Annotated in this window: 17 protein-coding genes and 2 pseudogenes; 9 read left to right on the top strand and 10 right to left on the bottom strand. The window is 63.1% G+C overall.

Annotated features, from left to right (window positions below; all coding sequences use genetic code 11):
* Positions 1-16: 16 nt before the first annotated feature.
* Both lolA and ABIE53_RS06240 read right to left on the bottom strand, forming a co-directional pair.
* A complete protein-coding gene (gene lolA / locus ABIE53_RS06245) occupies positions 17-775 on the bottom strand; it encodes an outer membrane lipoprotein chaperone LolA (RefSeq protein ID WP_006048499.1) in 759 nt (252 codons plus the stop codon).
* Between the two features lie 274 nt (positions 776-1,049).
* Positions 1,050-3,365 (bottom strand): DNA translocase FtsK, encoded by a 2,316-nt coding sequence (locus ABIE53_RS06240; RefSeq protein ID WP_029971885.1) that lies wholly within the window; start codon positions 3,363-3,365, stop codon positions 1,050-1,052.
* Between the two features lie 365 nt (positions 3,366-3,730).
* Between ABIE53_RS06240 and trxB the strand changes: the two genes are divergently transcribed.
* The 5 genes from trxB (at position 3,731) to ABIE53_RS06215 (ending at position 8,146) form a co-directional block, all read left to right on the top strand.
* Positions 3,731-4,732, top strand: coding sequence for a thioredoxin-disulfide reductase (gene trxB / locus ABIE53_RS06235; RefSeq protein ID WP_192700156.1), 1,002 nt, complete (start codon positions 3,731-3,733; stop codon positions 4,730-4,732).
* A gap of 171 nt (positions 4,733-4,903) precedes the next feature.
* Positions 4,904-5,680, top strand: a complete 777-nt coding sequence (locus tag ABIE53_RS06230; protein ID WP_107707194.1) for a Smr/MutS family protein — start codon at positions 4,904-4,906, stop codon at positions 5,678-5,680.
* Complete coding sequence (locus ABIE53_RS06225; RefSeq protein ID WP_029971883.1) at positions 5,680-6,300, top strand: trimeric intracellular cation channel family protein; 621 nt, start codon at positions 5,680-5,682, stop codon at positions 6,298-6,300. Before ABIE53_RS06230 ends, ABIE53_RS06225 begins: the two co-directional genes overlap by 1 nt.
* Positions 6,301-6,429: 129 nt before the next feature.
* Positions 6,430-7,089 (top strand): glutathione S-transferase family protein, encoded by a 660-nt coding sequence (locus ABIE53_RS06220; protein WP_107707195.1) that lies wholly within the window; start codon positions 6,430-6,432, stop codon positions 7,087-7,089.
* Between the two features lie 139 nt (positions 7,090-7,228).
* The gene (locus tag ABIE53_RS06215; protein WP_029971881.1) at positions 7,229-8,146 is read left to right on the top strand and encodes a LysR family transcriptional regulator; all 918 of its coding nucleotides are present in this window, start codon (positions 7,229-7,231) and stop codon (positions 8,144-8,146) included.
* A gap of 100 nt (positions 8,147-8,246) precedes the next feature.
* Here the strand turns inward: ABIE53_RS06215 and ABIE53_RS06210 are convergent, their stop codons facing one another.
* The 4 genes from ABIE53_RS06210 to ABIE53_RS06195 all read right to left on the bottom strand — a co-directional run bounded on the left by ABIE53_RS06210 (position 8,247) and on the right by ABIE53_RS06195 (position 12,638).
* Positions 8,247-9,362, bottom strand: a complete 1,116-nt coding sequence (locus ABIE53_RS06210) for an ABC transporter ATP-binding protein (protein WP_006048507.1) — start codon at positions 9,360-9,362, stop codon at positions 8,247-8,249.
* A gap of 89 nt (positions 9,363-9,451) precedes the next feature.
* On the bottom strand, positions 9,452-10,309 hold the full coding sequence (locus ABIE53_RS06205) for a carbohydrate ABC transporter permease (RefSeq protein ID WP_006048508.1): 858 nt from the start codon (positions 10,307-10,309) through the stop codon (positions 9,452-9,454).
* A complete protein-coding gene (locus ABIE53_RS06200) occupies positions 10,299-11,237 on the bottom strand; it encodes a carbohydrate ABC transporter permease (RefSeq protein ID WP_006048509.1) in 939 nt (312 codons plus the stop codon). The genes ABIE53_RS06205 and ABIE53_RS06200 overlap by 11 nt, the downstream gene beginning before the upstream one ends.
* Positions 11,238-11,390: 153 nt before the next feature.
* Positions 11,391-12,638 (bottom strand): ABC transporter substrate-binding protein, encoded by a 1,248-nt coding sequence (locus tag ABIE53_RS06195; RefSeq protein ID WP_006048510.1) that lies wholly within the window; start codon positions 12,636-12,638, stop codon positions 11,391-11,393.
* 487 nt (positions 12,639-13,125) lie between these two features.
* Between ABIE53_RS06195 and zwf the strand changes: the two are divergent.
* The 4 genes and pseudogenes from zwf to ABIE53_RS06175 all read left to right on the top strand — a co-directional run bounded on the left by zwf (position 13,126) and on the right by ABIE53_RS06175 (position 18,366).
* A pseudogene (gene zwf, locus ABIE53_RS06190) lies at positions 13,126-14,591 on the top strand (glucose-6-phosphate dehydrogenase).
* Between the two features lie 49 nt (positions 14,592-14,640).
* The gene (pgl, locus tag ABIE53_RS06185) at positions 14,641-15,393 is read left to right on the top strand and encodes a 6-phosphogluconolactonase (RefSeq protein ID WP_006048512.1); all 753 of its coding nucleotides are present in this window, start codon (positions 14,641-14,643) and stop codon (positions 15,391-15,393) included.
* The gene (locus ABIE53_RS06180) at positions 15,371-17,287 is read left to right on the top strand and encodes a bifunctional transcriptional regulator/glucokinase (protein ID WP_006048513.1); all 1,917 of its coding nucleotides are present in this window, start codon (positions 15,371-15,373) and stop codon (positions 17,285-17,287) included. The genes pgl and ABIE53_RS06180 overlap by 23 nt, the downstream gene beginning before the upstream one ends.
* Before the next feature lie 152 nt (positions 17,288-17,439).
* Positions 17,440-18,366 (top strand): bestrophin family protein, encoded by a 927-nt coding sequence (locus ABIE53_RS06175; RefSeq protein ID WP_029971138.1) that lies wholly within the window; start codon positions 17,440-17,442, stop codon positions 18,364-18,366.
* Between the two features lie 41 nt (positions 18,367-18,407).
* On the opposite strand, the gene ABIE53_RS06170 is transcribed toward ABIE53_RS06175, so the two are convergent.
* From ABIE53_RS06170 to ABIE53_RS06155, 4 genes and pseudogenes are all read right to left on the bottom strand, one after another.
* Positions 18,408-19,121, bottom strand: a complete 714-nt coding sequence (locus tag ABIE53_RS06170) for a lysozyme inhibitor LprI family protein (protein WP_107707358.1) — start codon at positions 19,119-19,121, stop codon at positions 18,408-18,410.
* 2 nt (positions 19,122-19,123) lie between these two features.
* On the bottom strand, positions 19,124-21,409 hold the full coding sequence (locus tag ABIE53_RS06165) for an arginine/lysine/ornithine decarboxylase (protein WP_006048516.1): 2,286 nt from the start codon (positions 21,407-21,409) through the stop codon (positions 19,124-19,126).
* Between the two features lie 87 nt (positions 21,410-21,496).
* Positions 21,497-22,066, bottom strand: a complete 570-nt coding sequence (gene dcd / locus ABIE53_RS06160) for a dCTP deaminase (RefSeq protein WP_006048517.1) — start codon at positions 22,064-22,066, stop codon at positions 21,497-21,499.
* A 305-nt stretch (positions 22,067-22,371) separates the two neighbouring features.
* Positions 22,372-22,906 (bottom strand): annotated as a pseudogene (locus ABIE53_RS06155) (superoxide dismutase family protein).
* Between the last annotated feature and the right edge of the window lie 115 nt (positions 22,907-23,021).

Here is a 23,021-nt window from a genome sequence, read left to right as displayed (position 1 = left end):
AACGTGCAGCGGCAATTTAGCCGTTGATCACGTCCGCGCCCTTCGGCACGGTGAACTTGAACGCGTCAGCAGGCAGCGGCGGATTCTTCTGGATGTTCGAGAACGTCAGCAAGGTCACGTTCCCGAACACATCGTGCAATTCCATCGCTTGCAGATTGCCGTCCTTGAAGCCGATGCCCACGCGCTGGAATTGCGTGTCCTTTGCTTTCGGCGTGAGTTCGAGCCAGTCGATGCCGGCCTTCACGCCCGCATCGCGCAGCGTGAAGTTCTTGTCGAGATCGTTGCTGCCGAACAGGATCGCCGCCGGGCTCGCGCCAAGCGCGCCGCCCAGGCTTCGCACCGTCACCTGGTTCAGGTCTTTGTCGTAGACGTAAAGCTTGTCGCCGTCCGCTTGCAGCAGTTGTGCGTAGGGCTTTTCGTATTGCCAGATGAACTTGCCGGGACGCGCGAACGTGAATGTCCCACTCGACGTGCTGTTCTTGCTGCCGCCCGTGGTGGAGAGCACGCCGCTTGCGCCGCTCCCGCCACTCCCGCCGCTCGCCCCTTGCGCCTTGCCCGGCGCGCGCACTTCCTGCTGGACGAAGGTGCCGCGCGCCGAGTGAACCTGCGAGACGAACGCCTTCAACTGTTCGGTGCCGCTCGCGAACGCCTGCGAAGCGACCAGCACGGATGCGCCGATCGCCACCGTGCCCGCAGTGCGCGCAAGCGCGCGAGCCAAATGCGCAAAGCGGCCGACGCGGCCGGATTGTGCATGCTGCTGTGCGAATAGCTGCATATGTTTTTCTCCCTTGATCTGAATTCGTTGAGCGGCCGCGATGTTGGCGGCGCATCGTCATGAGCGGTGTTGCCGCGCAAGACTGCGGTTTTGCGCGAAGCTTAGGCAGGCAGCCTTAAGCGAGTCTTAGGAGCGAACCTTTGGAAACGAACGTTACAAGCGGTGAACAAGCGGTGAACAAGCGGCGAAGAAAGCGAAAAAGACCGAGCGGTAAAGGCAGCCGACAAAAACCCAACGCCTCACCGCAGCATGCCTTAATCAGCTTCACGTGGCCTCACTCCGCCTCGCGCGCCGGCGCGAGAATCTCGCGATTGCCGTTCGACGACATCGCCGACACCACGCCGGAGTTTTCCATTTGCTCCAGCAGGCGCGCCGCCCGGTTATAGCCGATGCGCAAATGCCGCTGCACCAGCGAGATCGACGCGCGCTTGTTCTTCAGCACGACGTCCACCGCCTGATCGTAAAGCGGGTCCGACTCGCCGTCGCCCGATCCGCTTCCTCCGGCGCCCGCCGAGCCTTCGTCGCCCTCGCCCGTCACGCCGCCTTCGAGAATGCCCTCGATATAGTTCGGCTCGCCCTGCTCCTTGAGCTTGTCGACAACGCGATGCACTTCCTCGTCCGACACAAACGCGCCGTGCACCCGCACCGGCAAGCCGCTGCCGGGCGGCAGATAAAGCATGTCGCCCATGCCGAGCAGCGATTCCGCGCCCTGCTGATCGAGAATCGTGCGCGAGTCGATTTTCGACGACACCTGGAACGCCATGCGCGTCGGCACGTTGGCCTTGATGAGGCCGGTGATCACGTCGACCGACGGACGCTGCGTGGCGAGAATCAGATGGATGCCGGCCGCGCGCGCCTTCTGCGCGATTCGCGCGATCAGTTCCTCGACCTTCTTGCCGACCACCATCATCAGGTCAGCGAGTTCGTCGATCACGACGACGATGTTGGGCAGACGCGTGAGCGGTTCCGGCTCGTCCGGCGTGAGGCTGAACGGGTTCGGCAGCTTCTCGTCACGCTTCGCCGCTTCGTCGATCTTGTTGTTGTAGCCGGCGAGGTTACGCACGCCGAGCTTGCTCATCAGCTTGTAGCGCCGCTCCATTTCGGCGACCGCCCAGTTGAGCGCGTGGCCGGCCTGGCGCATGTCCGTCACGACCGGACACAGCAGATGCGGAATGCCTTCGTAGACGCTCATTTCGAGCATCTTCGGATCGATCAGGATCATGCGGACCTGGTCGGCGCTCGCCTTGTAGAGCAGCGACAAAATCATCGCGTTGATACCGACCGACTTGCCCGAACCGGTCGTACCGGCCACCAGCAAGTGCGGCATTTTCGCGAGGTCCGCGCAAACGGGCTTGCCGCCGATGTCCTTGCCGAGACCCATGGTGAGCGGCGACGCGGCATCCGCATAAACCGCCGAGCCGAGAATCTCGGACAGGCTCACGGTCTGGCGGCGCTGGTTCGGCAACTCGAGCGCCATGAAGTTCTTGCCCGGAATCGTTTCGACCACGCGAATTGACACGAGCGACAGCGAACGCGCGAGGTCTTTCGCCAGATTCACGATCTGGCTGCCCTTCACGCCGGTGGCCGGCTCGATCTCGTAACGCGTGACGACCGGGCCCGGATAGGCGGCGACCACGCTCACTTCAACGCCGAAGTCCTTGAGCTTTTTCTCGATCAGACGCGAAGTGAATTCGAGCGTATCGGCCGAAATGGTTTCCTGCGCGGCGGGCGCGGGATCGAGCAGCGAAATGGGCGGCAACGTGGAATCGCCCGGCAGATCGGTGAAAAGCGGCACCTGCCGTTCCTTCTCGACGCGCTCCGACTTGGCCGGCGTGACGACCGGCGGCACGATCACGACCGGCTCATGTTCCTCGATGCGCACTCGCCCCTTCTCGACCTTGCCCTCGCGCTTGACCGCGGCAGCTTCGCCGAGCTTGCGGTCGCGCCCGGCCTCGCGGCGCAGCTTCGCAAAAGTCACGGCGGAGATAATCGATTCGCCGACTTTCTCCGACACCGACAGCCACGAGAAACGGAAATACAGCGACAAGCCGATGCCCAGCACGATCAGCAGCGCGAGCGTGCCGCCCGTGAAGCCGAGCGCATGCGACACGCCGCGCGCGACCGCCTCGCCGATCACGCCGCCCGGCGCGCGCGGGAGTTGAACCTTGAGCGACCACATGCGCAGCGCCTCGATGCCGTCGCAGGCGAGCAGCACGAGCATGAACGCGAAGGCGTCCGCGAGCCAGGTCGTGTCGCGCGGCGCGTCTTCGTCCGGTTCGTCCTGACGGGTAATGCGCTTGTAGTTCGCGGAAATGTGCCGGCCGAGCAGCACGATCCACCAGTACGCGGAGAGGCCGAACAGCAGCAGCAGAATGTCCGAGGTCCACGCGCCCACGCGGCCCGCCCAGTTGGCGATGTGATCGACCTGCGCGGCGTGCGTCCAGCTCGGATCGCGGCGGCTGTAGCTGACGAGCGCCATCAGCAGGAACACGCCGAGCGCGACCTGCAGAATCCAGCGGATTTCGGTGAAGAGGCGCGACATGCGGTGCGGTAGTGCCTGCGCGCTCGCGGAATAAGGAGCTTTTGCCATTGATCCTGTTGCTTGTGTGGCCGATGCGTGGCCGATGCGTGTTGCCAATTCTATTGCCGGGCCTCGGGTCGAAGCCGTTCGGCGCGGCAGAGAGCCCGGCGCCGTCGACCCGAAAGACCCGAAACTTCGATCCGGCCTATTGTAAACGCAGTGCCCCGCATGAGGCTGTAAATGACGGTAACCTGGCCGATCGGCCACGCGCGCTGATCGCTTAGGCCCCGCGCCGGGCTATCGCCGCGATCGGAAAGCTTCATGGAGCAGGCCGCGGCCCCGCCCTTTATAATGCCCGACTGATACCCATCTACAGTTTCAGCCAAGTCGCGTTGCCCGCATGGGCGGGCAGCGCGCCGTAAAAGGATTCGATCATGCCCGCAACTTCCACGAAACACGCCAAGGTTCTGATTCTCGGTTCCGGCCCTGCCGGCTACACGGCAGCGGTCTACGCGGCGCGCGCCAACCTCGCGCCGGTGCTCGTCACGGGTCTCGCGCAAGGCGGCCAGTTGATGACCACGACCGACGTCGAAAACTGGCCCGCCGACGCCAACGGCGTGCAAGGCCCGGAACTGATGGCGCGCTTCCTGGAGCACGCTGAGCGCTTCAACACCGAAATCATCTTCGACCACATTCACACGGCGAAGCTCGACGAAAAGCCGATCCGCCTGATCGGCGATTCGGGCGAATACACGTGCGATTCGCTGATCATCTCGACGGGCGCGTCGGCGCAATATCTCGGCCTGCCGTCGGAAGAAGCGTTCATGGGCAAGGGCGTGTCGGCCTGCGCAACCTGCGACGGCTTCTTCTACAAGCAGCAGCATGTGGCCGTGGTCGGCGGCGGCAATACCGCGGTCGAAGAAGCGCTCTATCTGTCGAGCATCGCGAAGAAGGTCACGGTGATCCATCGCCGCGACAAGTTCCGCGCCGAGCCGATCCTGATCGACCGCCTGCTCGCGAAAGAGAAGGAAGGCGTGGTCGAGATCAAGTGGAACCATACGCTCGACGAAGTGACGGGCGACCAGTCCGGCGTGACCGGTGTGCGCATCAAGCACACGCAAACCGGCGAGACGACCGACATCGCGCTGCAGGGCCTGTTCGTCGCGATCGGCCACAAGCCGAACACGGACATCTTCGAAGGCCAACTGGAGATGAAGAACGGCTACATCATCACGAAGGGCGGCCTGAACGGCTTTGCCACCGCCACCAGCGTGCCGGGCGTGTTCGCGGCCGGCGACGTGCAGGACCACGTGTACCGTCAGGCAATCACGAGCGCAGGCACCGGCTGTATGGCCGCGCTCGACGCGCAGCGCTATCTGGAAACCATCAACGAGATGGCGGGCGAGCACGCGATGAGCCAGGAAGCCGAGCGTTGATCGGCAGCGCTTTCGTGCGAACGCAACGGTAAAATAGCGGCTGGGCGTTGCCCGGCCGCTCGTTGGATCAAAGGCCGCGGCTCATGAGCCGGCGGCCTTTTTTATTCGAAGCCGCACCAGGATCGCGCGAGGCGCCGCGCGACCGAATCGTTATCCGCGTCTACTACCGCCATGCCGAAGAACCACCCTCATCCGAACGAGCCGAAGCGCGTCCGCGCCCCGGCTGCAACGCCCGCGCGCGAACCGGCTGCGCCCGCCGCGACGCCGAAGATCGAGCCGGCCGCGGGCCTAGCCGGCCTCGGCGCATTGCGCGACACGTTGAAGGTCGACGCGCAAAAGCGCGAGCGCGAACGCGCCGCCGCGACGGCTGCACGGCGCGAAGCCGCGGCGGACGCCGATCTGTTTCGCCGCGAAATCGGCGAAGTCGCGCCGCTCGCCGTGCCGCCGCGCGCATCGTTGCCGCGCAATCCTCCGCCGCCGCTGCCCGTGCAAACCCTGCTCGATGAAGAAGCCGTGCTGCACGAAGCGATCTCCGACGAATTCGATCCCGAGGTGCTGCTCGAAACCGACGAAACGCTCTCCTATTGCCGCCCCGGCGTGAGCCAGGAAGTCGTGCGAAAACTGCGGCGCGGCGACTGGATCGTGCAGGCGCAAATCGATCTGCACGGCATGCGGCGCGAGGAAGCCCGCGAGGCCCTGGCGGAATTCATCCGCGAGTCGGTCAAGCGCGGCTTGCGCTGCCTGCGCGTGATTCACGGCAAAGGCCTGGGATCGATCGGCAAGGAACCGGTGCTCAAGGGCAAAGTGCGCGCGTGGCTCGTGCAGAAGAACGAAGTGATCGCGTTCTGCCAGGCGCGGCCGCACGACGGCGGCGCGGGCGCGGTCGTCGTGCTGCTTCAGCCGGGCGCCGCGCCGGCTCACGCCAGGCCGCTGACGGAGCCGCAGTGATCCATCCGAGACTCACACTCGCGCTCTCCCTCATGGAGGCGCTGGCCATCTTTGCCTACGCGATTTCCGGTTTCATCGAAGCGAGGACGCGCCGCCTCGACGCGGTCGGCACGTTCCTCGTCGCCATCGCCACGGCCTTCGGCGGCGGCACGTTGCGCGACGTGCTGCTCGAGCGCCGGCCGTTCTACTGGGTCGAGCATCAGGGCTATCTGATCGCGATCTTCGTGATGTCGCTGTTCGCGCCGACCTTGCTGAAAATGACCTCGCGCCTGCTGTCCGAGCGCGTGCTGCTGGTCGCCGATGCGATCGGCCTTGGCCTCTTCAGCATCGCGGGGACCTCGATTGCGCACGACGCGCAAATGCCCTGGTTCACGTCCGTGATGATGGGCGTGGCGACGGGCGTGTTCGGCGGCGTGATCCGCGACGTGCTGTGCAACGAGGTGCCCCTGATCCTGCGCGATTCGCGGCCTTACGCGACGTGCGCTTTCGTCGGCTGCTGGCTGTATGTGCTGCTGGACTACGTGAATTTCGACACCGTGTATAGCGTGCTGTTCGCCACGGGGTTCATTCTGCTGGCGCGGCTCGCGACGTTCCGCTTCAACGTGCGCCTGCCGCATTAGCGGTTTCTGGCGCGGCGTCAGCATGGCTCCAATAGGCGGCGGCGTGTCGATCTGCGCCGCGCTCGCTCGTCGTGATCTGAACGGCCTTGGGGGGCCGTAACAACCGTACAACCGTCGAAGGCGATCACGATGAAGCTCAAGCTCTACGCACACCCTTTCTCCTCGTACTGCCAGAAGGCGCTCATCGCGCTGTACGAGAACAGCACGCCGTTCGAATTCCGCCTGCTCGCGCACGACGACCCGCAAATCATGGCCGAATTCGCCGAACTGTGGCCGATCAGGCGATTTCCCGTATTGGTCGACGGCGAGCGCACGGTGACGGAGGCGAGCATCATCATCGAATATCTCGGCCTGTACTATCCGGGGCCGGTGGCGCTCGTGCCCGCCGACGCCCGCGCGGCGCTCGACGTGCGCAGCATGGACCGCTTCTTCGACAACTATATTTCGACGCCGCAACAGAAGATCGTGTTCGACAGCCTGCGTCCTGACGCCGAGCGCGACGCGCGCGGCGTGACGGAAGCGCGCGCGATGCTCGATACGGCCTACGCGTGGCTCGACAAAACAATGGCGGCGCGCGAATGGGCCGCGGGCGACACCTTCAGCCTCGCCGATTGCGCGGCGGCGCCGGCGCTCTTTTACGCCGACTGGAGCCACGCGATCGACCCGGCGTTCGCCCATGTGCGCGCCTATCGCGAGCGCTTGCTGGCGCGTCCGTCTTTCGCTCGCGCAGTCCACGAAGCGCGGCCCTACCGCCCGCTGTTCCCGCTCGGCGCGCCGGATCGGGACTGAGCGGCGACGAGCGTGGAACGAGCGGAGACTGAGCCGGATCAGCGGAGTCGCGCGCCAACCCCTTGCGACAACATTATTCCGAGCCTATACACTTCACGTCGAAACCAATTTCCGCTCATTACACATAAGAAGGCCAAACATGGACCGTTTTGAAGCGATGGAGATCTTTACGCGTGTGGTCGAGGCGAACAGCTTCACGAAAGTATCCGAATCGCTCGACTTGCCGCGCGCGAAAGTGAGCCGCACGATTCAGGCGCTGGAAGAGCATGTCGGCGTGCGCCTCCTGAACCGCTCGACGCGCCAGGTCAGCGTCACCGAAGACGGCGCGCTCTTTTACGATCGCTGCGTGCGCATCCTCGCGGAAGTCGCCGACGCGGAATCGTCGCTGTCGAACAAGCGTGAGAATCCGGTGGGCACGATCCGCGTCGACACGTCGGGCACGCTCGCTCGCGCGCTGCTGCTGCCCGCGCTCGACGACTTCTACCGGCGCTACCCTGAAATCGACGTGCGTCTGGGTCTCGCCGACCGCAACATCGACCTGATTCAGGACGCCGTGGATTGCGTGATCCGCATGGGCACGCCGGAAGAATCGAGCCTCGTCGCAAGGCGCATCGGCCATGCGCGTATCGTCACCTGCGCTTCGCCCGCATATTTGGAGAAGTACGGCACGCCGAGCACGCTCGATCAATTGAGCGAGCACCGCGCGGTCAACTACGTGTCGGCGCGTACGGGCAAGACCTTTCCGTTCGAATACGAAGTCAACGGCGAGACCGTGAAAGTCGCGATGAAAAGCGTGCTCGCGGTCAACGACGGCTCGGTCTACATTCGCGCGGGCGAGCTCGGCCACGGCATCATTCAGCCGTCGCGCTTCATGGTCGCGCATCTGATCGAGCGCGGCGTGCTAAAGGAAATTCTCACTGACTACACGAGCCCCGGCACGCCGCTGTCGATCCTGTACGCGCATCGCCGCAATCTGAGCTCGCGGCTGCGCGCGTTCACCGAATGGGTAACGGAAGTCGTGCGCAATAATCCGGACCTGCGCATTCCGGAAGCCTGACTGGCGCCGCCGGCCCAGGCGAAGAAAAGAAAAGCCCCTTGCGTCGCGAGACGCAAGGGGCTTTCTCAATGAGGCAAGGCCAAGCGATCAGACCAAAAAATCAGGCGATGCGCTCTTCATTCGACGGATCGAACAACACCGCTTTCGACGTATCGAACAGCAGCGTCGTATTCGTCAGCGGCTGCGGATTCGACGCCGGGTGTACGCGGCTCACCACGCGCTTGCCGTTGACCTGCGCGAACACCAAAGTGTCCGGTCCGGTCGGCTCGATCACGTCGACCTTCACTTCGATCTGTTGCAGCTTCGCGTGATCGCCATGCGCGCCGCGAGCATCGGTAATGCGCTCGGGACGCAAGCCGAGAATCACTTCACGGCCCACGTGCGACTTGACCTTCGCCGAGTCGAACGGCAGATTCAGCGCCGTGCGCGCAATGCCCGTATCGAGTTCGAGACCCACGCCCGCGCCCTGCTCGACGAGCTTGCCCTGGATGAAGTTCATCGGCGGTGCGCCGATAAAGCCGGCCACGAACAGGTTCGACGGCGAGTCGTAAATCTCCTGCGGCGCGCCGAACTGCTGGACGATGCCGTCTTTCATCACGGCGATGCGGTCGCCGAGCGTCATCGCTTCGATCTGATCGTGCGTCACGTAGACGATCGTCGTGCCGAGGCGTTGATGCAGCAGCTTGATTTCCGAACGCATCTCGATACGCAGCTTGGCGTCGAGGTTCGACAGCGGTTCGTCGAACAGGAACATCACCGGGTCGCGCGCCAATGCGCGGCCCATTGCCACGCGCTGACGCTGGCCGCCGGACAGTTGACCCGGCTTGCGATCCAGCAGATGCGTGATTTGCAGCGTGTTCGACACGCGGTCGACAATCTGCGTCTGTTCCTGCTTCGGCACCTTGCGGATATTCAGACCGAACGAGATGTTCTCGCGCACCGTCATCGACGGATACAGCGCGTACGACTGGAACACCATCGCGATATCGCGATCTTTCGGCGACAGGTTGTTCACCGTCTTGCCGTCGATCTGGATCTCGCCCTTGGTCACCGTTTCGAGGCCGGCGATCATATTGAGCAGCGTCGATTTACCGCAGCCCGAGCCGCCGACCAGAATCAGGAACTGACCGTCTTCGATGTCGATGTTGACACCCTTCAGAACCGGCACCCCGTTCGGGTAGGTCTTGTACACGTCACGGATGGAAAGGCTTGCCATGCTGTGAATCCTCTAGTCTCTGGTACTGCTTGAAAACGTCTTGTTTATGCGCCGGGACACGCCGCCGCGCTCGGATGGTTTGCGAGGCGTTAGCCCTTCACCGCGCCGGCCGTCAGCCCGCGCACGAAATAGCGTCCGGCGATGATGTAGACGAGCAAGGTCGGCAATGCGGCGATGATCGCGCCGGCCATGTCGACGTTGTATTCCTTCACGCCCGTCGACGTATTCACGAGGTTGTTCAGCGCCACCGTGATCGGCATCGAATCGACGCCGGAGAACACGATACCGAACAGGAAGTCATTCCAGATCTGCGTGAATTGCCAAATCAGACACACCATGAAAATCGGCAGCGACACGGGCAGCAAAATCTTCGTGAAGATCGTGAAGAAACCCGCGCCGTCGATACGCGCAGCCTTCACGAGTTCAGCCGGAATGCTCACGTAGAAGTTGCGGAAGAACATCGTCGTGAACGCGATACCGTAGATCACGTGCACCACCACCAGACCGGTCGTGGTGTTCGACAGGCCGAGAAAGCCTTCGAAGCGCGCCATCGGCAGCAGGATCGCCTGGAACGGAATGAAGCAGCCGACCAGCAGCATCGTGAAGATCGGATCGGCGCCGCGAAAACGCCAGTGCGTGAGCACATAGCCGTTGAACGCGCCGATGATCGACGAGATCAGCACCGCCGGAATCACCATCCGCACCGAGTTCATGAAGAACGGCTGCATGCCGTCGCAACGCACACCCGTACACGCGCCGCTCCATGCCTTGATCCAGGGATCGACGGTCCAGTGCGTAGGCGGCGTCAGCAGATTGCCGGTGCGCAACTGGTCGATGTCCTTGAACGACGTGGACAGCATCACGTACAGCGGAAACAGGAAGTACAGGGCAAACAGGACCAAGGCCGCGTAAATGACGGCACGGCTGATCGTCATCTTAGGCTGCATTGCGGGTGCTCCTCGATTCCAGATACATGAGCGGCACGAGCACGGCCACGACGGTTGCGAGCATCATCATCGACGATGCCGCGCCGACGCCGAGCTGCCCGCGATTGAACGAAAACGTGTACATGAAGATAGCCGGCAGCGACGACGACGTACCCGGACCGCCCGCCGTCAACGCGACGACGAGGTCGAAGGTCTTGATCGTGATGTGGCAAAGAATCAGCAGCACCGAGAAGAACACCGGACGCATGCTCGGAATCACGATCTTGCGATAGATGGTGGGCAGATTCGCGCCGTCCATCTGCGCGGCCTTGAAGATTTCGCCGTCCACGCCGCGCAGGCCCGCAAGAAAGAGCGCCATCACGAAGCCGGTGGATTGCCATACCGCCGCGATCACTACGCAGAAAATCGCCTTGTCCGGGTCGCCGAGCCAGCTAAACGAAAAGCTCGTCCAGCCCCAGTCGTGGAAAACTTTTTCGAGGCCGATGCTCGGCGTCATGATCCATTGCCACGCCGTGCCGGTCACGATGAACGACAGCGCCATCGGATACAGAAACACCGCGCGCAATGCGCCTTCGTTGCGGATCTGCTGATCGAGCAGGATCGCGAGAAAGAGACCCAGGCCGATGCAAATGCCGATGAACGGAATGCCGAACCAGCCGAGGTTCGCAGCCGAGGTCCAGAACACGTCGTTATCGAACAGTTCGCGATAACGGTCCAGACCGACGAAATCATAACGAGGCATCAGTCGCGAATTGGACAGCGACAGATAGCCGGTGATGGCGATAAAGCCATAGACGAAGATCAGGCTGATCACGACGCTGGGTGCGAGCACCAGCTTCGGAATCCAGCGATCGGCAAGGGCCGCCATGGGCGACGTGCGGCGGGCGACGCTAGCCGTTTTCCCGTTTCCGCTGATAGAAGCAGTCACTACTCGACTCCTGCTGAAACTGTCAGGTGAAGCCGCGTGCATGCGAGGCGCAGTGCAAACAGCGCACACCGCATTGCGCGAATTCACGCGATCAACGGCGCGAAGGGCGCGCCCGCTTAATACATTCGACGGACGCGCCCTTCGCTACTTCACTTACTTGGTCTTCGCTGCCTTCGCGAGCGCGGTCACTGCGCTCTTCGAATCCTGCTGCGAGTTCATGAACTTCGTGACGACGTCGGAGATCGCGCCGGCTGCCGCATCCGGCTGAGCCATGCCGTGAGCGAGCGACGGCACATAGCCGCCCGACTTGATCGCCGTTTGTTCATCCGCGTACGACTTCTTCGCGCAGTCGTCGAACTTCGCCATCGAGACGCCCAGACGAACCGGAATCGAGCCCTTGTTCAGGCTGAACTGCTCCTGGAACTCCGGCGTCATGATCGTCTTCGCGAGCGCAAGCTGACCCGGCGTTGCCGCCTTCTGGCCTTTCTGCTGGAAGAACACGAACGAGTCGACGTTGAACGTGTACGACTTTTCGGTGCCCGGCACGGCGGCGCAAACGTAGTCCGCGCCCGACTTCTTGCCGGCGTTGGCGAATTCGCCCTTCGCCCAGTCGCCCATGAACTGCATGCCGGCCTTGCCGTTGATGACCATCGCCGTTGCCAGGTTCCAGTCACGGCCCGTGCGGCCCGCGTCGAAGTAACCCTGGATCTTGCGGACCGTGTCGAACACGCCGACCATCTTGTCCGACGTCAGCGTCTTTTCGTCGAGGTCGACCAGCGCCTTCTTGTAGAAGTCCGCGCCTTGCGACAGCACAACGTCTTCCCACAGCGTCAGGTCTTGCCACGGCTGACCGCCCATCGCGATCGGCTGGATGCCCGCGGCCTTCATCTTGTCGGCCACCGCGAAGAATTCAGGCCACGTGGTCGGCACCTTGCCGCCTGCCTTGTCGAGCGCAGCCTTGTTGATGTACAGCCAGTTCACGCGATGCACCGAGAACGGCGCCGCGACATAGTGGCCGTCCGCGTGCATGATCTTGTCGATTTCCGGCGGCAGGTTCTTCTTCCAGTCGCCCGCGACGGAGTCGATCGGCACCAGCACGCCTTGCGAAGCCCAGTCCTGAATCAGCGGACCCTTGATCTGCGCGGCGCTCGGTGCATTGCCCGAGATCACCTGCGTCTTCAGTGCCGTCATGGCAGCCGCGCCCGCGCCACCCGCAACCGCAAAGTCCTTCCACGTGTAACCCTGCTTCGTCATGTCGTCCTTGAGGACGCCGACGGCTTTCGATTCGCCGCCCGAAGTCCACCAGTGCAACACTTCGACCGACTCGGCAGCCTGCACGGCCGAGACGCCACACATCAGACCCGCGGCGCACAGAGCGCCCATGATCGCGCGAAATTTCATTGCTTATCTCCTCCAGACACCTGAACAAAAAACAAATGGCCCCTGATGTCGCCAGGGTGCTGTGGTTGGTTCAAACAGGCAAAACACTGGGCGATCGAGCACGGTCGGGCGCATGCGTTAAGGCATGTGCCGGCGGACCGATGTCCGGCCGCTGGAAGCTCAAGAGATGAGTGATTCGGGATGCAACTGACTGTCTCCTCTTTTGATTTTTGCCCGCCCGCGTCGCGCGGCAGACTCGAGGCTGGCCCATGCCGGCAATGCAATGTCCGTTTGCAATGTCCGTTAACATGCAGGGGACGTTGGCCGATTCGCGAAACGTGCAACTGACATGCAGCGCACGCTTTTTTCATCGAATTAGCGCTACCTCTTGATTTGGATTGTAGTTAAACTACAATTCAGTGTCAAAAAATATTTTATCGGACTACGGTCGCCTGTTCGCGAGGAGCGAGCGGTTGGCGCGGCGGCCCCAGGACATCGACGGAGACTCATGCAAACCGATTCAAGTTTCACCTTCGTTCTCTTCGGCGGAACCGGCGATCTGTCGATGCGCAAGATTCTCCCCGCACTGTTTGAAGCACACCGTGCGGGCGGCATGCTGGCCGACAGCGGCAAGATCGTCGCAGTGGCGCGCCACGCAGCGGATCGCGGCGAATATCTTCAGTGGGTCAACGAGCACGTCAAGCCGCATGTATCGAAGAACGGTGTCGACGAAACGGCATGGGCGAGTTTTCTCGAACGCATCGAGTTCGTGAAGATCGACCTGGGCAATCCCGAAGACTTCACGTTGCTGCGCGATGCGGTGAAGGACTTGCCCGGCATCCGCGTGTTTTACCTGGCCACCGGTCCGTCGCTCTTCGTGCCGATCTGCCGCGCGCTCGCGTCGGTGGGGCTCAATGAAAACGCGCGCATCGTGCTCGAAAAGCCGCTCGGCTACGACCTCAAGTCGTCGAATGCGATCAACGACGCGGTCGGCGAAATCTTCGCGGAAGAACAGATCTACCGTATCGACCACTACCTCGGCAAAGAGCCCGTGCAGAACCTGCTCGCGCTGCGCTTTGGCAATGCTTTGTTCGAGCCGCTGTGGCGCCGCGAGTGGGTCGAGAGCATCCAGATCACGATCGCGGAAGAACTCGGTGTCGAAGCGCGCGGCGATTTCTACGACAATACCGGCGCGCTTCGCGACATGGTGCAGAACCATTTGCTGCAACTGCTTTCGATCGTCGCGATGGAGCCGCCGCATTCGATGGACTCCGACTCGGTGCGCGACGAAAAGCTGCGCGTGCTGCGCGCGCTCAAGCCCATCAATCAGCTCGACATCGGCAAGGTTGCGGTGCGCGGCCAGTATCATTCGGGCGTGATTCGCGGCAACGCCGTGCCCGCCTACGCGACCGAACCCGGCGTGAAGCAGAACAGCACGACCGAAACCTTCGTCGCGCTGAAGGTCGAGATAGAAAACTGGCGCTGGGCGGGCGTGCCGTTTTTCCTGCGCACCGGCAAACGGCTTGCCGATCGCGTCGCGGAAATCGTCGTGAATTTCCGCTCGGTGCCGCATTCGGCATTGGGCGCATCGGCGTTGCGCGCGGGCGCGAATCGTCTGGTGATCCGCTTGCAGCCGAACGAGACCATCCGTCTTTACTGTCTCGCGAAGCAGCCGGGCGAAGGCATGAACCTCGCCAGCGTTCACCTCGATCTCGCGTTCGACCAGTTCTTCCGCGAAGGGCAGATGGAAGCGTATCAACGTCTTCTGCTCGACGTGATCAACGGGGGCGTCTCGCCCTCTTCGTGCGGCGCGACGAACAGGAAGCCGCGTGGCGCTGGGTCGAACCGATTCTGAACGAATGGAAGGCTTCGAACAAACCGCCGAAGCCGTATGCGTCGGGCACATGGGGTCCTGCCGCGGCGAGCGCGATGCTCGCGCAGCACGGCACCTGCTGGCTCGAAGAAGAGAATTGATTCGCGGCGGCTGGTCGCCGCGCTAACAAAAAAGCAGCACGGAGGAGAAGTGATCGAGCTTCACGCTTTCGACGATCAACGCGCGCAATCCGACGCGTTGGCGAAGGCAGTCGGCGACGCGCTACATGCATCGCTGGCCGCCCAGGCGGCAACGTCGGACGCCGGTATTGCCGGCGCGTCCACGGCCGGTACGTCCACCACGACATCTGCGGCCCGCCCGGCGCTGCTCGCCGTTTCGGGCGGCAGCAGTCCGCGCCCGTTCCTGCAGACGTTATCCACGCAAAGTTTCGACTGGGCGCGCATCGCCGTGACCCTCGTCGACGACCGCTGGGTGCCCGAGACGGACAGCGCGAGCAACGCGCAGCTCGCGCACGCGACGCTGCTGCAAAGCGCCGCGCAGAACGCGACCTTCTGGCCGCTCGCCGACACGTCGCAGGACCTGCATTCGCACGTCGCCGCGCTGAACGCCGACGCGCGTTTTGCCAATGCGCCCGACGTCGCGATTCTCGGCATGGGCGAAGACGGCCACACCGCGTCGATCTTCGCCGACGCACCCGAGTGGGATCACGCGATCACCACGCGCGAGCGCTTCGTCGCCGTGCATCCCGGCAGCGCGCCGCATGCGCGCGTGAGCTGGTCGCTTTCCGCGTTGAAGGAAGTGAAGCACCTGTTTTTGCTGATCGCAGGACCGCGCAAGATGGACGTGCTGAACGCCGCCGCCTCTTCGCTACAAAAAAATGCCATCTCGCAGTTGGCGAACGACAAGGGAGTGAGACTCGATGTCTACTGGTGTGCAAACTAAGGCTGCTCCGGGCGCGGGCCAGCACGCCGATGGACCGAGGCTTCTCGCCGACATCGGCGGCACGAACGCGCGCTTCGCGCTCGAAACCGGGCCGGGCGAAATCGGCTCGGTGCAGGTCTATCCGTGCGCGGAGTATCCCGGTGTTGCCGAGGTCATCAAGAAGTATCTGAAGGACATGAAGATCGGCCGCGTGAATCATGCGGCCATTGCGATTGCGAACCCGGTCGACGGCGATCAGGTCAGCATGACGAATCACGACTGGACCTTCTCGATCGAAGCCACGCGCCGCGCGCTCGGCTTCGACACGCTGCTGGTCGTGAACGACTTCACCGCGCTGGCGATGGCCTTGCCGGGCCTCACCGACGCGCAGCGCGTGCAGGTCGGCGGCGGCACGCGCCGCCCGAATAGCGTGATCGGCCTGCTCGGTCCGGGCACCGGCATGGGCGTGTCCGGCCTGATTCCCGCCGACGACCGCTGGATCGCGCTCGGCAGCGAAGGCGGCCACGCGACCTTCGCGCCCGCCGACGAGCGCGAGGACATCGTGCTGCACTATGCGCGCAAGAAGTGGTCGCATGTGTCGTTCGAGCGCGTGGCCGCGGGCCCCGGCATGGAAGTGATTTATCGTGCGCTCGCGGGCCGCGACAAGAAGCGCGTGGCGGCCAACGTCGACACGCGCGAGATCGTCAAGCGCGCGCTCGAAGGCGAGCCGCTCGCCGCCGAATCCGCCGATGTGTTCTGCGGCATTCTCGGCACCTTCGCGGGCAATATCGCGGTGACGCTGGGCGCGCTCGGCGGCATTTACATCGGCGGCGGCGTGGTGCCGCGGCTCGGCGATTTCTTCGCGCGCTCGTCGTTTCGCAAGCGCTTCGAGGCGAAGGGCCGCTTCGAGGCGTACTTGCAGAACGTGCCGACGTATGTGATCACCGCGGAATATCCGGCCTTTCTCGGCGTGTCCGCGATTCTCGCCGAGCAGTTGTCGAATCGCGCGGGCGGCAGTTCGTCGGCGGTATTCGAGCGGATTCGCCAGATGCGCGACGCGTTGACGCCGGCCGAGCGCCGCGTCGCCGATCTCGCGTTGAACCACCCGCGCTCGATCATCAACGATCCGATCGTCGACATCGCGCGCAAGGCCGACGTGAGTCAGCCGACCGTGATCCGCTTCTGCCGTTCGCTCGGCTGCCAGGGACTGTCGGATTTCAAGCTGAAGCTCGCCACCGGTTTGACCGGCACGATTCCGGTGAGCCATAGCCAGGTGCATCTCGGCGATACCGCGACCGACTTCGGCGCGAAGGTGCTCGACAACACCGTGTCGGCGATTCTGCAATTGCGCGAGCATCTGAACTTCGAGCAGGTGGAACGCGCAATCGATCTGTTGAACGGCGCGCGTCGTATCGAGTTCTATGGCCTCGGCAATTCGAACATCGTCGCGCAGGACGCGCACTACAAGTTCTTCCGCTTCGGCATTCCGACCATTGCTTACGGCGATCTGTACATGCAGGCGGCTTCCGCTGCGTTGCTCGGCAAGGGCGACGTGATCGTCGCGGTGTCGAAGTCGGGCCGCGCGCCCGAGTTGCTGCGCGTGCTCGATGTCGCGATGCAGGCCGGCGCGAAAGTGATCGCGATCACGTCGAGCAACACGCCGTTGGCCAAGCGCGCTACCGTCGCGCTCGAAACCGATCACATCGAGATTCGCGAGTCGCAGCTTTCGATGATCTCGCGCATCCTGCATCTGGTGATGATCGATATTCTCGCGGTCGGCGTGGCGATTCGTCGCGCGGTGCCGAGCGCGGACGTTGCGGAAACGGTGGCGAAAGCGCGTCAAGGCGCGGACGACGACGCAACCGCCGTACTCGACTGGCTCAGTCACGGCGCGGCTTCATCGGCGCGCGATTGACGTTTGCAGATTGAGGCTTGCATGAAGGCCACGCTACGGCGTGGCCTTCATGCTTTCTGCTGAAGCATTGCCCGTGCGAGCCTGCGCTTCAATCGCGCGGCTCGCACAACAAGCGATAATAGAAACTCCATCGCTCATGGCACAGCACACCGATGATCATCCGTCCGCATCTCCATTGGTTCCGCATGCTGCTTGCGTGGCGCGGCTCGGTGCTTCCGCAGTTGCTTCCCCGGCTCTTCCTCATTTTCGCGATCTCGATTGTTGCGGTCGCGGCGCACGATCATCTGCTGCCCATCTCGCTGAACCTCAACACGACTGCGCCGTTCTCGCTCGTCGGCATCGCTCTCGCGGTGTTTCTCGGCTTTCGCAACAACGCCAGTTATGACCGCTGGTGGGAAGCGCGCAAGCTCTGGGGTCAACTGCTGAACGACGCGCGTTCGCTCATTCGTCAGGCGCTGACCTTGCGAACGACGCCGTTGCCCAAAGAAGACGCGGCCGAATTTTGCGCGGCATTGGGCGCGTTGCCGCATGCGCTGCGGCATCAGCTTCGCAAAAGCGATCCGCGCGAAGACCTCGCCGCGCGCCTGCCGCCTGCGCTGTTCGAACGCGTGATGGCGTCGCGCTACCAACCGGCGACATTGATGCTGGTTCTCGGCGAATGGGTGCAGCGCCAGGCGCAAAAAGGCTCAATCGATCCGATGGCCGTACTCGCGTTCGACCGGAATCTGAATGGCTTGTCGGATGTGATCGGCGGATGCGAGCGCATTGCCTCCACGCCGCTGCCGTTTGCCTACTCGGTGATGATTCACCGCACGGTCTACTTCTTCTGCGCGTCGCTGCCGTTCGGACTCGTCGACAGCATCGGCATTTTTACGCCGGTGTTCGCGGTGTTCGTCGCGTACACGTTCATGGCGCACGAAGCGATCGCGTCGCAAATCGAAGAGCCGTTCGGCACCGACGACAACGACCTCGCGCTGCACACCATGTCGCTCACCATTGAAGACGCGCTGCGCGATCTGCGCGGCGAACCCGCGGTCGCGCTGCCCGATCTGCAAGCCGACAGCTACGCGTTGACCTGAAGCTCTCGTCTCGATGAGGCGGCGTCTGCGCGCGCAGAAGCCTAGTCGTTGCCGACCGTTTCCGACAAGCGCTTGAGCGTCGCCACACGCGCACCGATGATGTCGATGCGGCCCCGCTCGTCGACCAAAGGCGTGCTTGCGTTCAGATAAGCGGTCCACGCCTTTTGTGCGCGCGTCAGCGTGGAACGCGAACGCGCCGGCATTTTCGCTTGCAGACGACGGTAGTAGCGGTTCATGTCGAACATCGCGTGTTCGCAGCGCGCGTCGGCGGCACAGGCGCGCACACGGCCGCTCCGCGAACGACCGGCCTTAGGTTGCCCACCTGAGCTCGCATCTGCCGCCGCGCTGCGCAGCACGAGCGCGCGGTCGCGCACCGGCTGCAATTGCATATCGGCGGCGGCAAGCACATACATCGTGCCGCGCGTGGTGGCGAACACCGCCGCGAGCAGTTGCGTGTCGGCATCGCGCCAGGCCTGCCAGCTCGCCTGACTCTTCTGCCACTGCTTGCGGCGCGTCTGCGGCGACTCGCCCTGCAACTGCTGCCATGCGTTATCCAACGCGCTCTTCCAGCCGATGCGCGCCGTCTCCATGCACTGCACCTGCCCGGCCGTCGACGACATATCGCTGCGCGCAAGACAGGTGCGCATGGCCGCGTCAATCGGATCGGCGGCCGCGACTTCGGCGCGCGCCGCGAGCGGCGCGGCGCCAAGCAGCAGCGCACAGATGACAGCCCGCGCGAGCAACGTCGATCGCATCGTCAGACGCGCACGCAATCGACGAAATATTCGATGCGCCCGTTGATCATTTCGCCGACGAGTCCGTGGATGTCCGTGTGGAAACCCGGGAACCGCTCGTTGAATTCGCGCGCGAAGCGCAGATAGTTGACGATGGTCTTATTGAAGCGCTCGCCCGGAATCAGCAGCGGAATGCCCGGCGGATACGGCGTCAACAGAATGGACGTCACGCGCCCTTCGAGTTCGTCGATAGGCACGCGGTCGATCTCGCGATGCGCGAGCTTCGCGAATGCGTCGGACGGCTTCATCGCCGGTTCCATGCTCGACAGGTACATCTCGGTGGTCAGGCGCGCAATGTCGTTCGCACGGTAGACGCTGTGAATCTGCTGACACAAATCGCGCAAACCGACACGCTCATACGTCGGATGCAACGCGACGAAGTCCGGCAGCACGCGCCACAACGGCTGGTTGTTGTCGTAGTCGTCCTTGAACTGCTGAAGCTCGGTCACCATCGAGTTCCAGCGGCCCTTCGTGATGCCGATCGTGAACATGATGAAGAACGAGTACAAGCCGGTCTTCTCGACGATAATGCCGTGCTCGGCCAGATACTTCGTGACGATCGCGGCCGGAATGCCGGTCTCGCCGAAATCGCCGTTCATGTCGAGACCCGGCGTGACGATGGTCGCCTTGATCGGGTCCAGCATGTTGAAGCCTTCGGCGAGCGGGCCGAAGCCGTGCCACGAATCGTCGGGGCGCAGCATCCAGTCCTCGCGCGAGCCGATGCCCTCTTCCGCGAACTGGTCGGGACCCCACACCTTGAAGAACCAGTCGTCGCCGTATTCGGCGTCGACCTTGCTCATCGCGCGGCGGAAGTCGAGCGCCTCGGCAATCGACTCTTCGACCAAAGCGGTGCCGCCTGGCGCTTCCATCATCGCCGCGGCCACGTCGCACGACGCGATGATGGCGTACTGCGGGCTCGTCGACGTATGCATCAGATACGCTTCATTGAAGCGATGCTTGTCGAAGCGGCTGTTCTTCGAATCCTGCACGACGATTTGCGAAGCCTGCGAAATGCCGGCGAGCAGCTTGTGCGTGGAGTGCGTCGCGTAGATCATCGCGCCGATACGCGGACGGCCCGCGCCGATCGCATGCATGTCCTGATAGAACTCGTGGAACTCGGCGTGCGGCAGCCAGGCTTCGTCGAAATGCAGCGTGTCGAGCCATTCGCCCAACATCTCCTTGATCATCTCGACGTTGTAGATCACGCCGTCGTACGTGCTTTGCGTGATGGTGAGAATGCGCGGCTTCAGGTTCGGATTATTCGCAAGCGCTTCGCGCGCGAACGGATTCGCCGCGATCTTCTTGCGGATGTTTTCCGGCTCGAATTCGCTGCGCGGAATCGGACCGATGATGCCGAAGTTGTTGCGCGTCGGCGTGAGGAACACCGGAATCGCGCCGGTCATCGTGATCGCGTGCAGGATCGACTTGTGGCAGTTGCGGTCCACCAGCACGATGTCGCCCGGCGCGACCGTGCCGTGCCAGACGATCTTGTTCGATGTCGACGTGCCGTTGGTCACGAAGAACACGTGATCCGCGCTGAAAATGCGCGCGGCGTTGCGCTCGGAAGCCGCAACGGGGCCCGTGTGATCTAGCAATTGACCGAGTTCGTCGACCGCATTGCAGACGTCGGCGCGCAGCATGTTCTCGCCGAAGAACTGATGGAACATCTGCCCAAGCGGGCTCTTCAGAAACGCGACGCCGCCCGAATGGCCCGGACAGTGCCACGAGTACGAGCCTTCTTCCGCGTAGTGCACCAGTTCCTTGAAGAACGGCGGCGCGAGCGAATCGAGGTACACCTTGGCTTCGCGGATGATGTGGCGCGCGACGAACTCCGGCGTGTCCTCGAACATGTGGATGAAGCCATGCAGTTCGCGCAGGATGTCGTTCGGCAAATGGCGCGACGTGCGCGTCTCGCCGTACAGGAAAATCGGAATGTCCGCGTTGCGGCGGCGCACTTCGGTCACGAACGCGCGCAGTGCGACGATGGCCGCCGCGAGTTCCGGCGTCTCGCCTTCGACCACGACGTTTTCGACGTACGGCAGCAGCTCGTCGTCGTCGATGGAAAGGATGAAGCACGACGCGCGGCTCGACTGCTGCGCGAACGAAGTCAGATCGCCGTAGCTCGTCAACCCGAGCACTTCCGCGCCTTCTTTCTCGATTGCTTCGGCCAAAGCCCGGATGCCGGAACCCGAGATGTTCTCGGAGCGGAAATCTTCGTCGATGATGACGACGGGAAAACGGAACTTCATGGGCGATTCTCCAAAAAGAACGACCGCTGCATTCGATAAATTGCAGCGGTCACCCTGTGTACCTGGTGGGTCGATGCGCTGCCGGCGTCAGGTCTTCGGCAACGTGACGCCGTGCTGACCTTGATATTTGCCGCCGCGATCCGCGTACGACGTTTCACAAATCTCGTCGCTTTCGAAAAACAGCACTTGGGCGACGCCTTCGTTCGCGTAGATTTTCGCAGGCAAAGGTGTCGTATTCGAGAATTCGAGCGTGACGTGGCCTTCCCATTCCGGCTCGAACGGCGTCACGTTCACGATGATCCCGCAGCGCGCGTAAGTGGACTTGCCGAGGCACACGGTCAGCACCGAGCGCGGAATGCGGAAATACTCGACCGTGCGCGCGAGCGCGAACGAATTCGGCGGAATGATGCAGACGTCGCCCTTGAAGTCCACGAACGATTTCTCGTCGAAATTCTTCGGATCGACAATGGTCGAGTTGATGTTCGTGAAGATCTTGAATTCGTCGGCGCAGCGAATGTCGTAGCCGTAGCTCGAGGTGCCGTAGCTGACAATCTTCCGGCCGTCTTCGGAGACGCGAACCTGATCGGGCACGAACGGCTCGATCATTTTGTGCGACTCGGCCATGCGCCGGATCCACTTGTCGGATTTGATGGTCATAGGTGAACGCTGCTCGACGTGAATAACAGAGGTGTGACGGATAACCGCCCGGTGCGCGCCGGGCGCCTCGCGGCCGGTTTCGCGCATTGCCGTGACGGCGGGAAGGCTGCTAGCGCGCCGGACGAAGCCGCCCGCGAGTCCTGTTGACGATAACGCCAGCCGGACGCCGCGACGAAAGGCGCTTATTTTACGCGATCACGAAGATGCTGCCGCGGATGCGGGCCACGAATGCGGACCACGAAGGCGCCGCGAATGGACAAGCGCGCGGCAACTGCCGACAAGCGCGCGGCCCGTCATGCGATCGTTCATTGCCGGATCGCGCCGCACGCGAGCGCCGGGACCGGCGCCATGCTGCGGATACGCGTAAGGATCGGTGGGATCGCGATGCAGCAGAACCGCGCGTTGCAGGACCGAACGGATACCGTCGAGCGAAACGTCCGGCGCGACGATGAAGCCGGTTGCCACGCCGTTCGCATCCGCATGAATGTTGCCGAGATCGCCTTCCACGCGCGCGCCTGCTTTCAGACGTTCGGCGGCCGGCGAAAATATCTGGCCGGCGCTCGAGCCGTCGGTCGCATTGCAGTCGCCGCGCTCGTGGACTTGCAGCGCGTGATCGCTATTGGGCGGCAAGCCCGAGAGGTTGTAGGTCACCTGCACGCCGTCCGAGCGCTCGATGAACGTCACGAGGCCGCGCGCCTGATTGCCCACGGTGGGCAGCAACTGCGCGTCGGCGCGCTTTTCCTGTGGTCTCAGGAACGCGCTGCAGCCGCATAACAGCACACTGCAGGCAGTCAGGACGATGAACGCATGCACCGCCTGCCCGTCGATTCGTTTTCCCATGCGATCCTCTTGCCGGCCTGGTGGCCGCCCCTGCGGCCGCCGAGCCGAACTTGTGAAGTCGACATGATACCGCGAGAGAAGGCGCAAATAGAGCGTTGCGCCCGCCGCCGCTCGG

This window comes from Paraburkholderia sp. OAS925, from assembly GCF_040543975.1.
Classification (GTDB): Bacteria; Pseudomonadota; Gammaproteobacteria; order Burkholderiales; family Burkholderiaceae; genus Paraburkholderia; species Paraburkholderia graminis.
Note: the sequence above shows the minus strand (reverse complement) of the source record. Positions and strands in the feature narration are given on the sequence as shown.

Excerpts from the sequence above, each read along its gene's own strand:
- ABIE53_RS06240 (WP_029971885.1), bottom strand. The coding sequence starts at position 3,365 with ATGGCAAAAGCTCCTTATTCCGCGAGCGCGCAGGCACTACCGCACCGC.
- ABIE53_RS06170 (WP_107707358.1), bottom strand. The coding sequence starts at position 19,121 with ATGCGATCGACGTTGCTCGCGCGGGCTGTCATCTGTGCGCTGCTGCTT.
- dcd (WP_006048517.1), bottom strand. The coding sequence starts at position 22,066 with ATGACCATCAAATCCGACAAGTGGATCCGGCGCATGGCCGAGTCGCAC.
- ABIE53_RS06165 (WP_006048516.1), bottom strand. The coding sequence starts at position 21,409 with ATGAAGTTCCGTTTTCCCGTCGTCATCATCGACGAAGATTTCCGCTCC.
- trxB (WP_192700156.1), top strand. The coding sequence starts at position 3,731 with ATGCCCGCAACTTCCACGAAACACGCCAAGGTTCTGATTCTCGGTTCC.
- ABIE53_RS06175 (WP_029971138.1), top strand. The coding sequence starts at position 17,440 with ATGATCATCCGTCCGCATCTCCATTGGTTCCGCATGCTGCTTGCGTGG.
- ABIE53_RS06205 (WP_006048508.1), bottom strand. The coding sequence starts at position 10,309 with ATGCAGCCTAAGATGACGATCAGCCGTGCCGTCATTTACGCGGCCTTG.
- ABIE53_RS06230 (WP_107707194.1), top strand. The coding sequence starts at position 4,904 with ATGCCGAAGAACCACCCTCATCCGAACGAGCCGAAGCGCGTCCGCGCC.
- ABIE53_RS06210 (WP_006048507.1), bottom strand. The coding sequence starts at position 9,362 with ATGGCAAGCCTTTCCATCCGTGACGTGTACAAGACCTACCCGAACGGG.
- lolA (WP_006048499.1), bottom strand. The coding sequence starts at position 775 with ATGCAGCTATTCGCACAGCAGCATGCACAATCCGGCCGCGTCGGCCGC.
- ABIE53_RS06195 (WP_006048510.1), bottom strand. The coding sequence starts at position 12,638 with ATGAAATTTCGCGCGATCATGGGCGCTCTGTGCGCCGCGGGTCTGATG.
- ABIE53_RS06220 (WP_107707195.1), top strand. The coding sequence starts at position 6,430 with ATGAAGCTCAAGCTCTACGCACACCCTTTCTCCTCGTACTGCCAGAAG.
- ABIE53_RS06180 (WP_006048513.1), top strand. The coding sequence starts at position 15,371 with ATGTCTACTGGTGTGCAAACTAAGGCTGCTCCGGGCGCGGGCCAGCAC.
- ABIE53_RS06215 (WP_029971881.1), top strand. The coding sequence starts at position 7,229 with ATGGACCGTTTTGAAGCGATGGAGATCTTTACGCGTGTGGTCGAGGCG.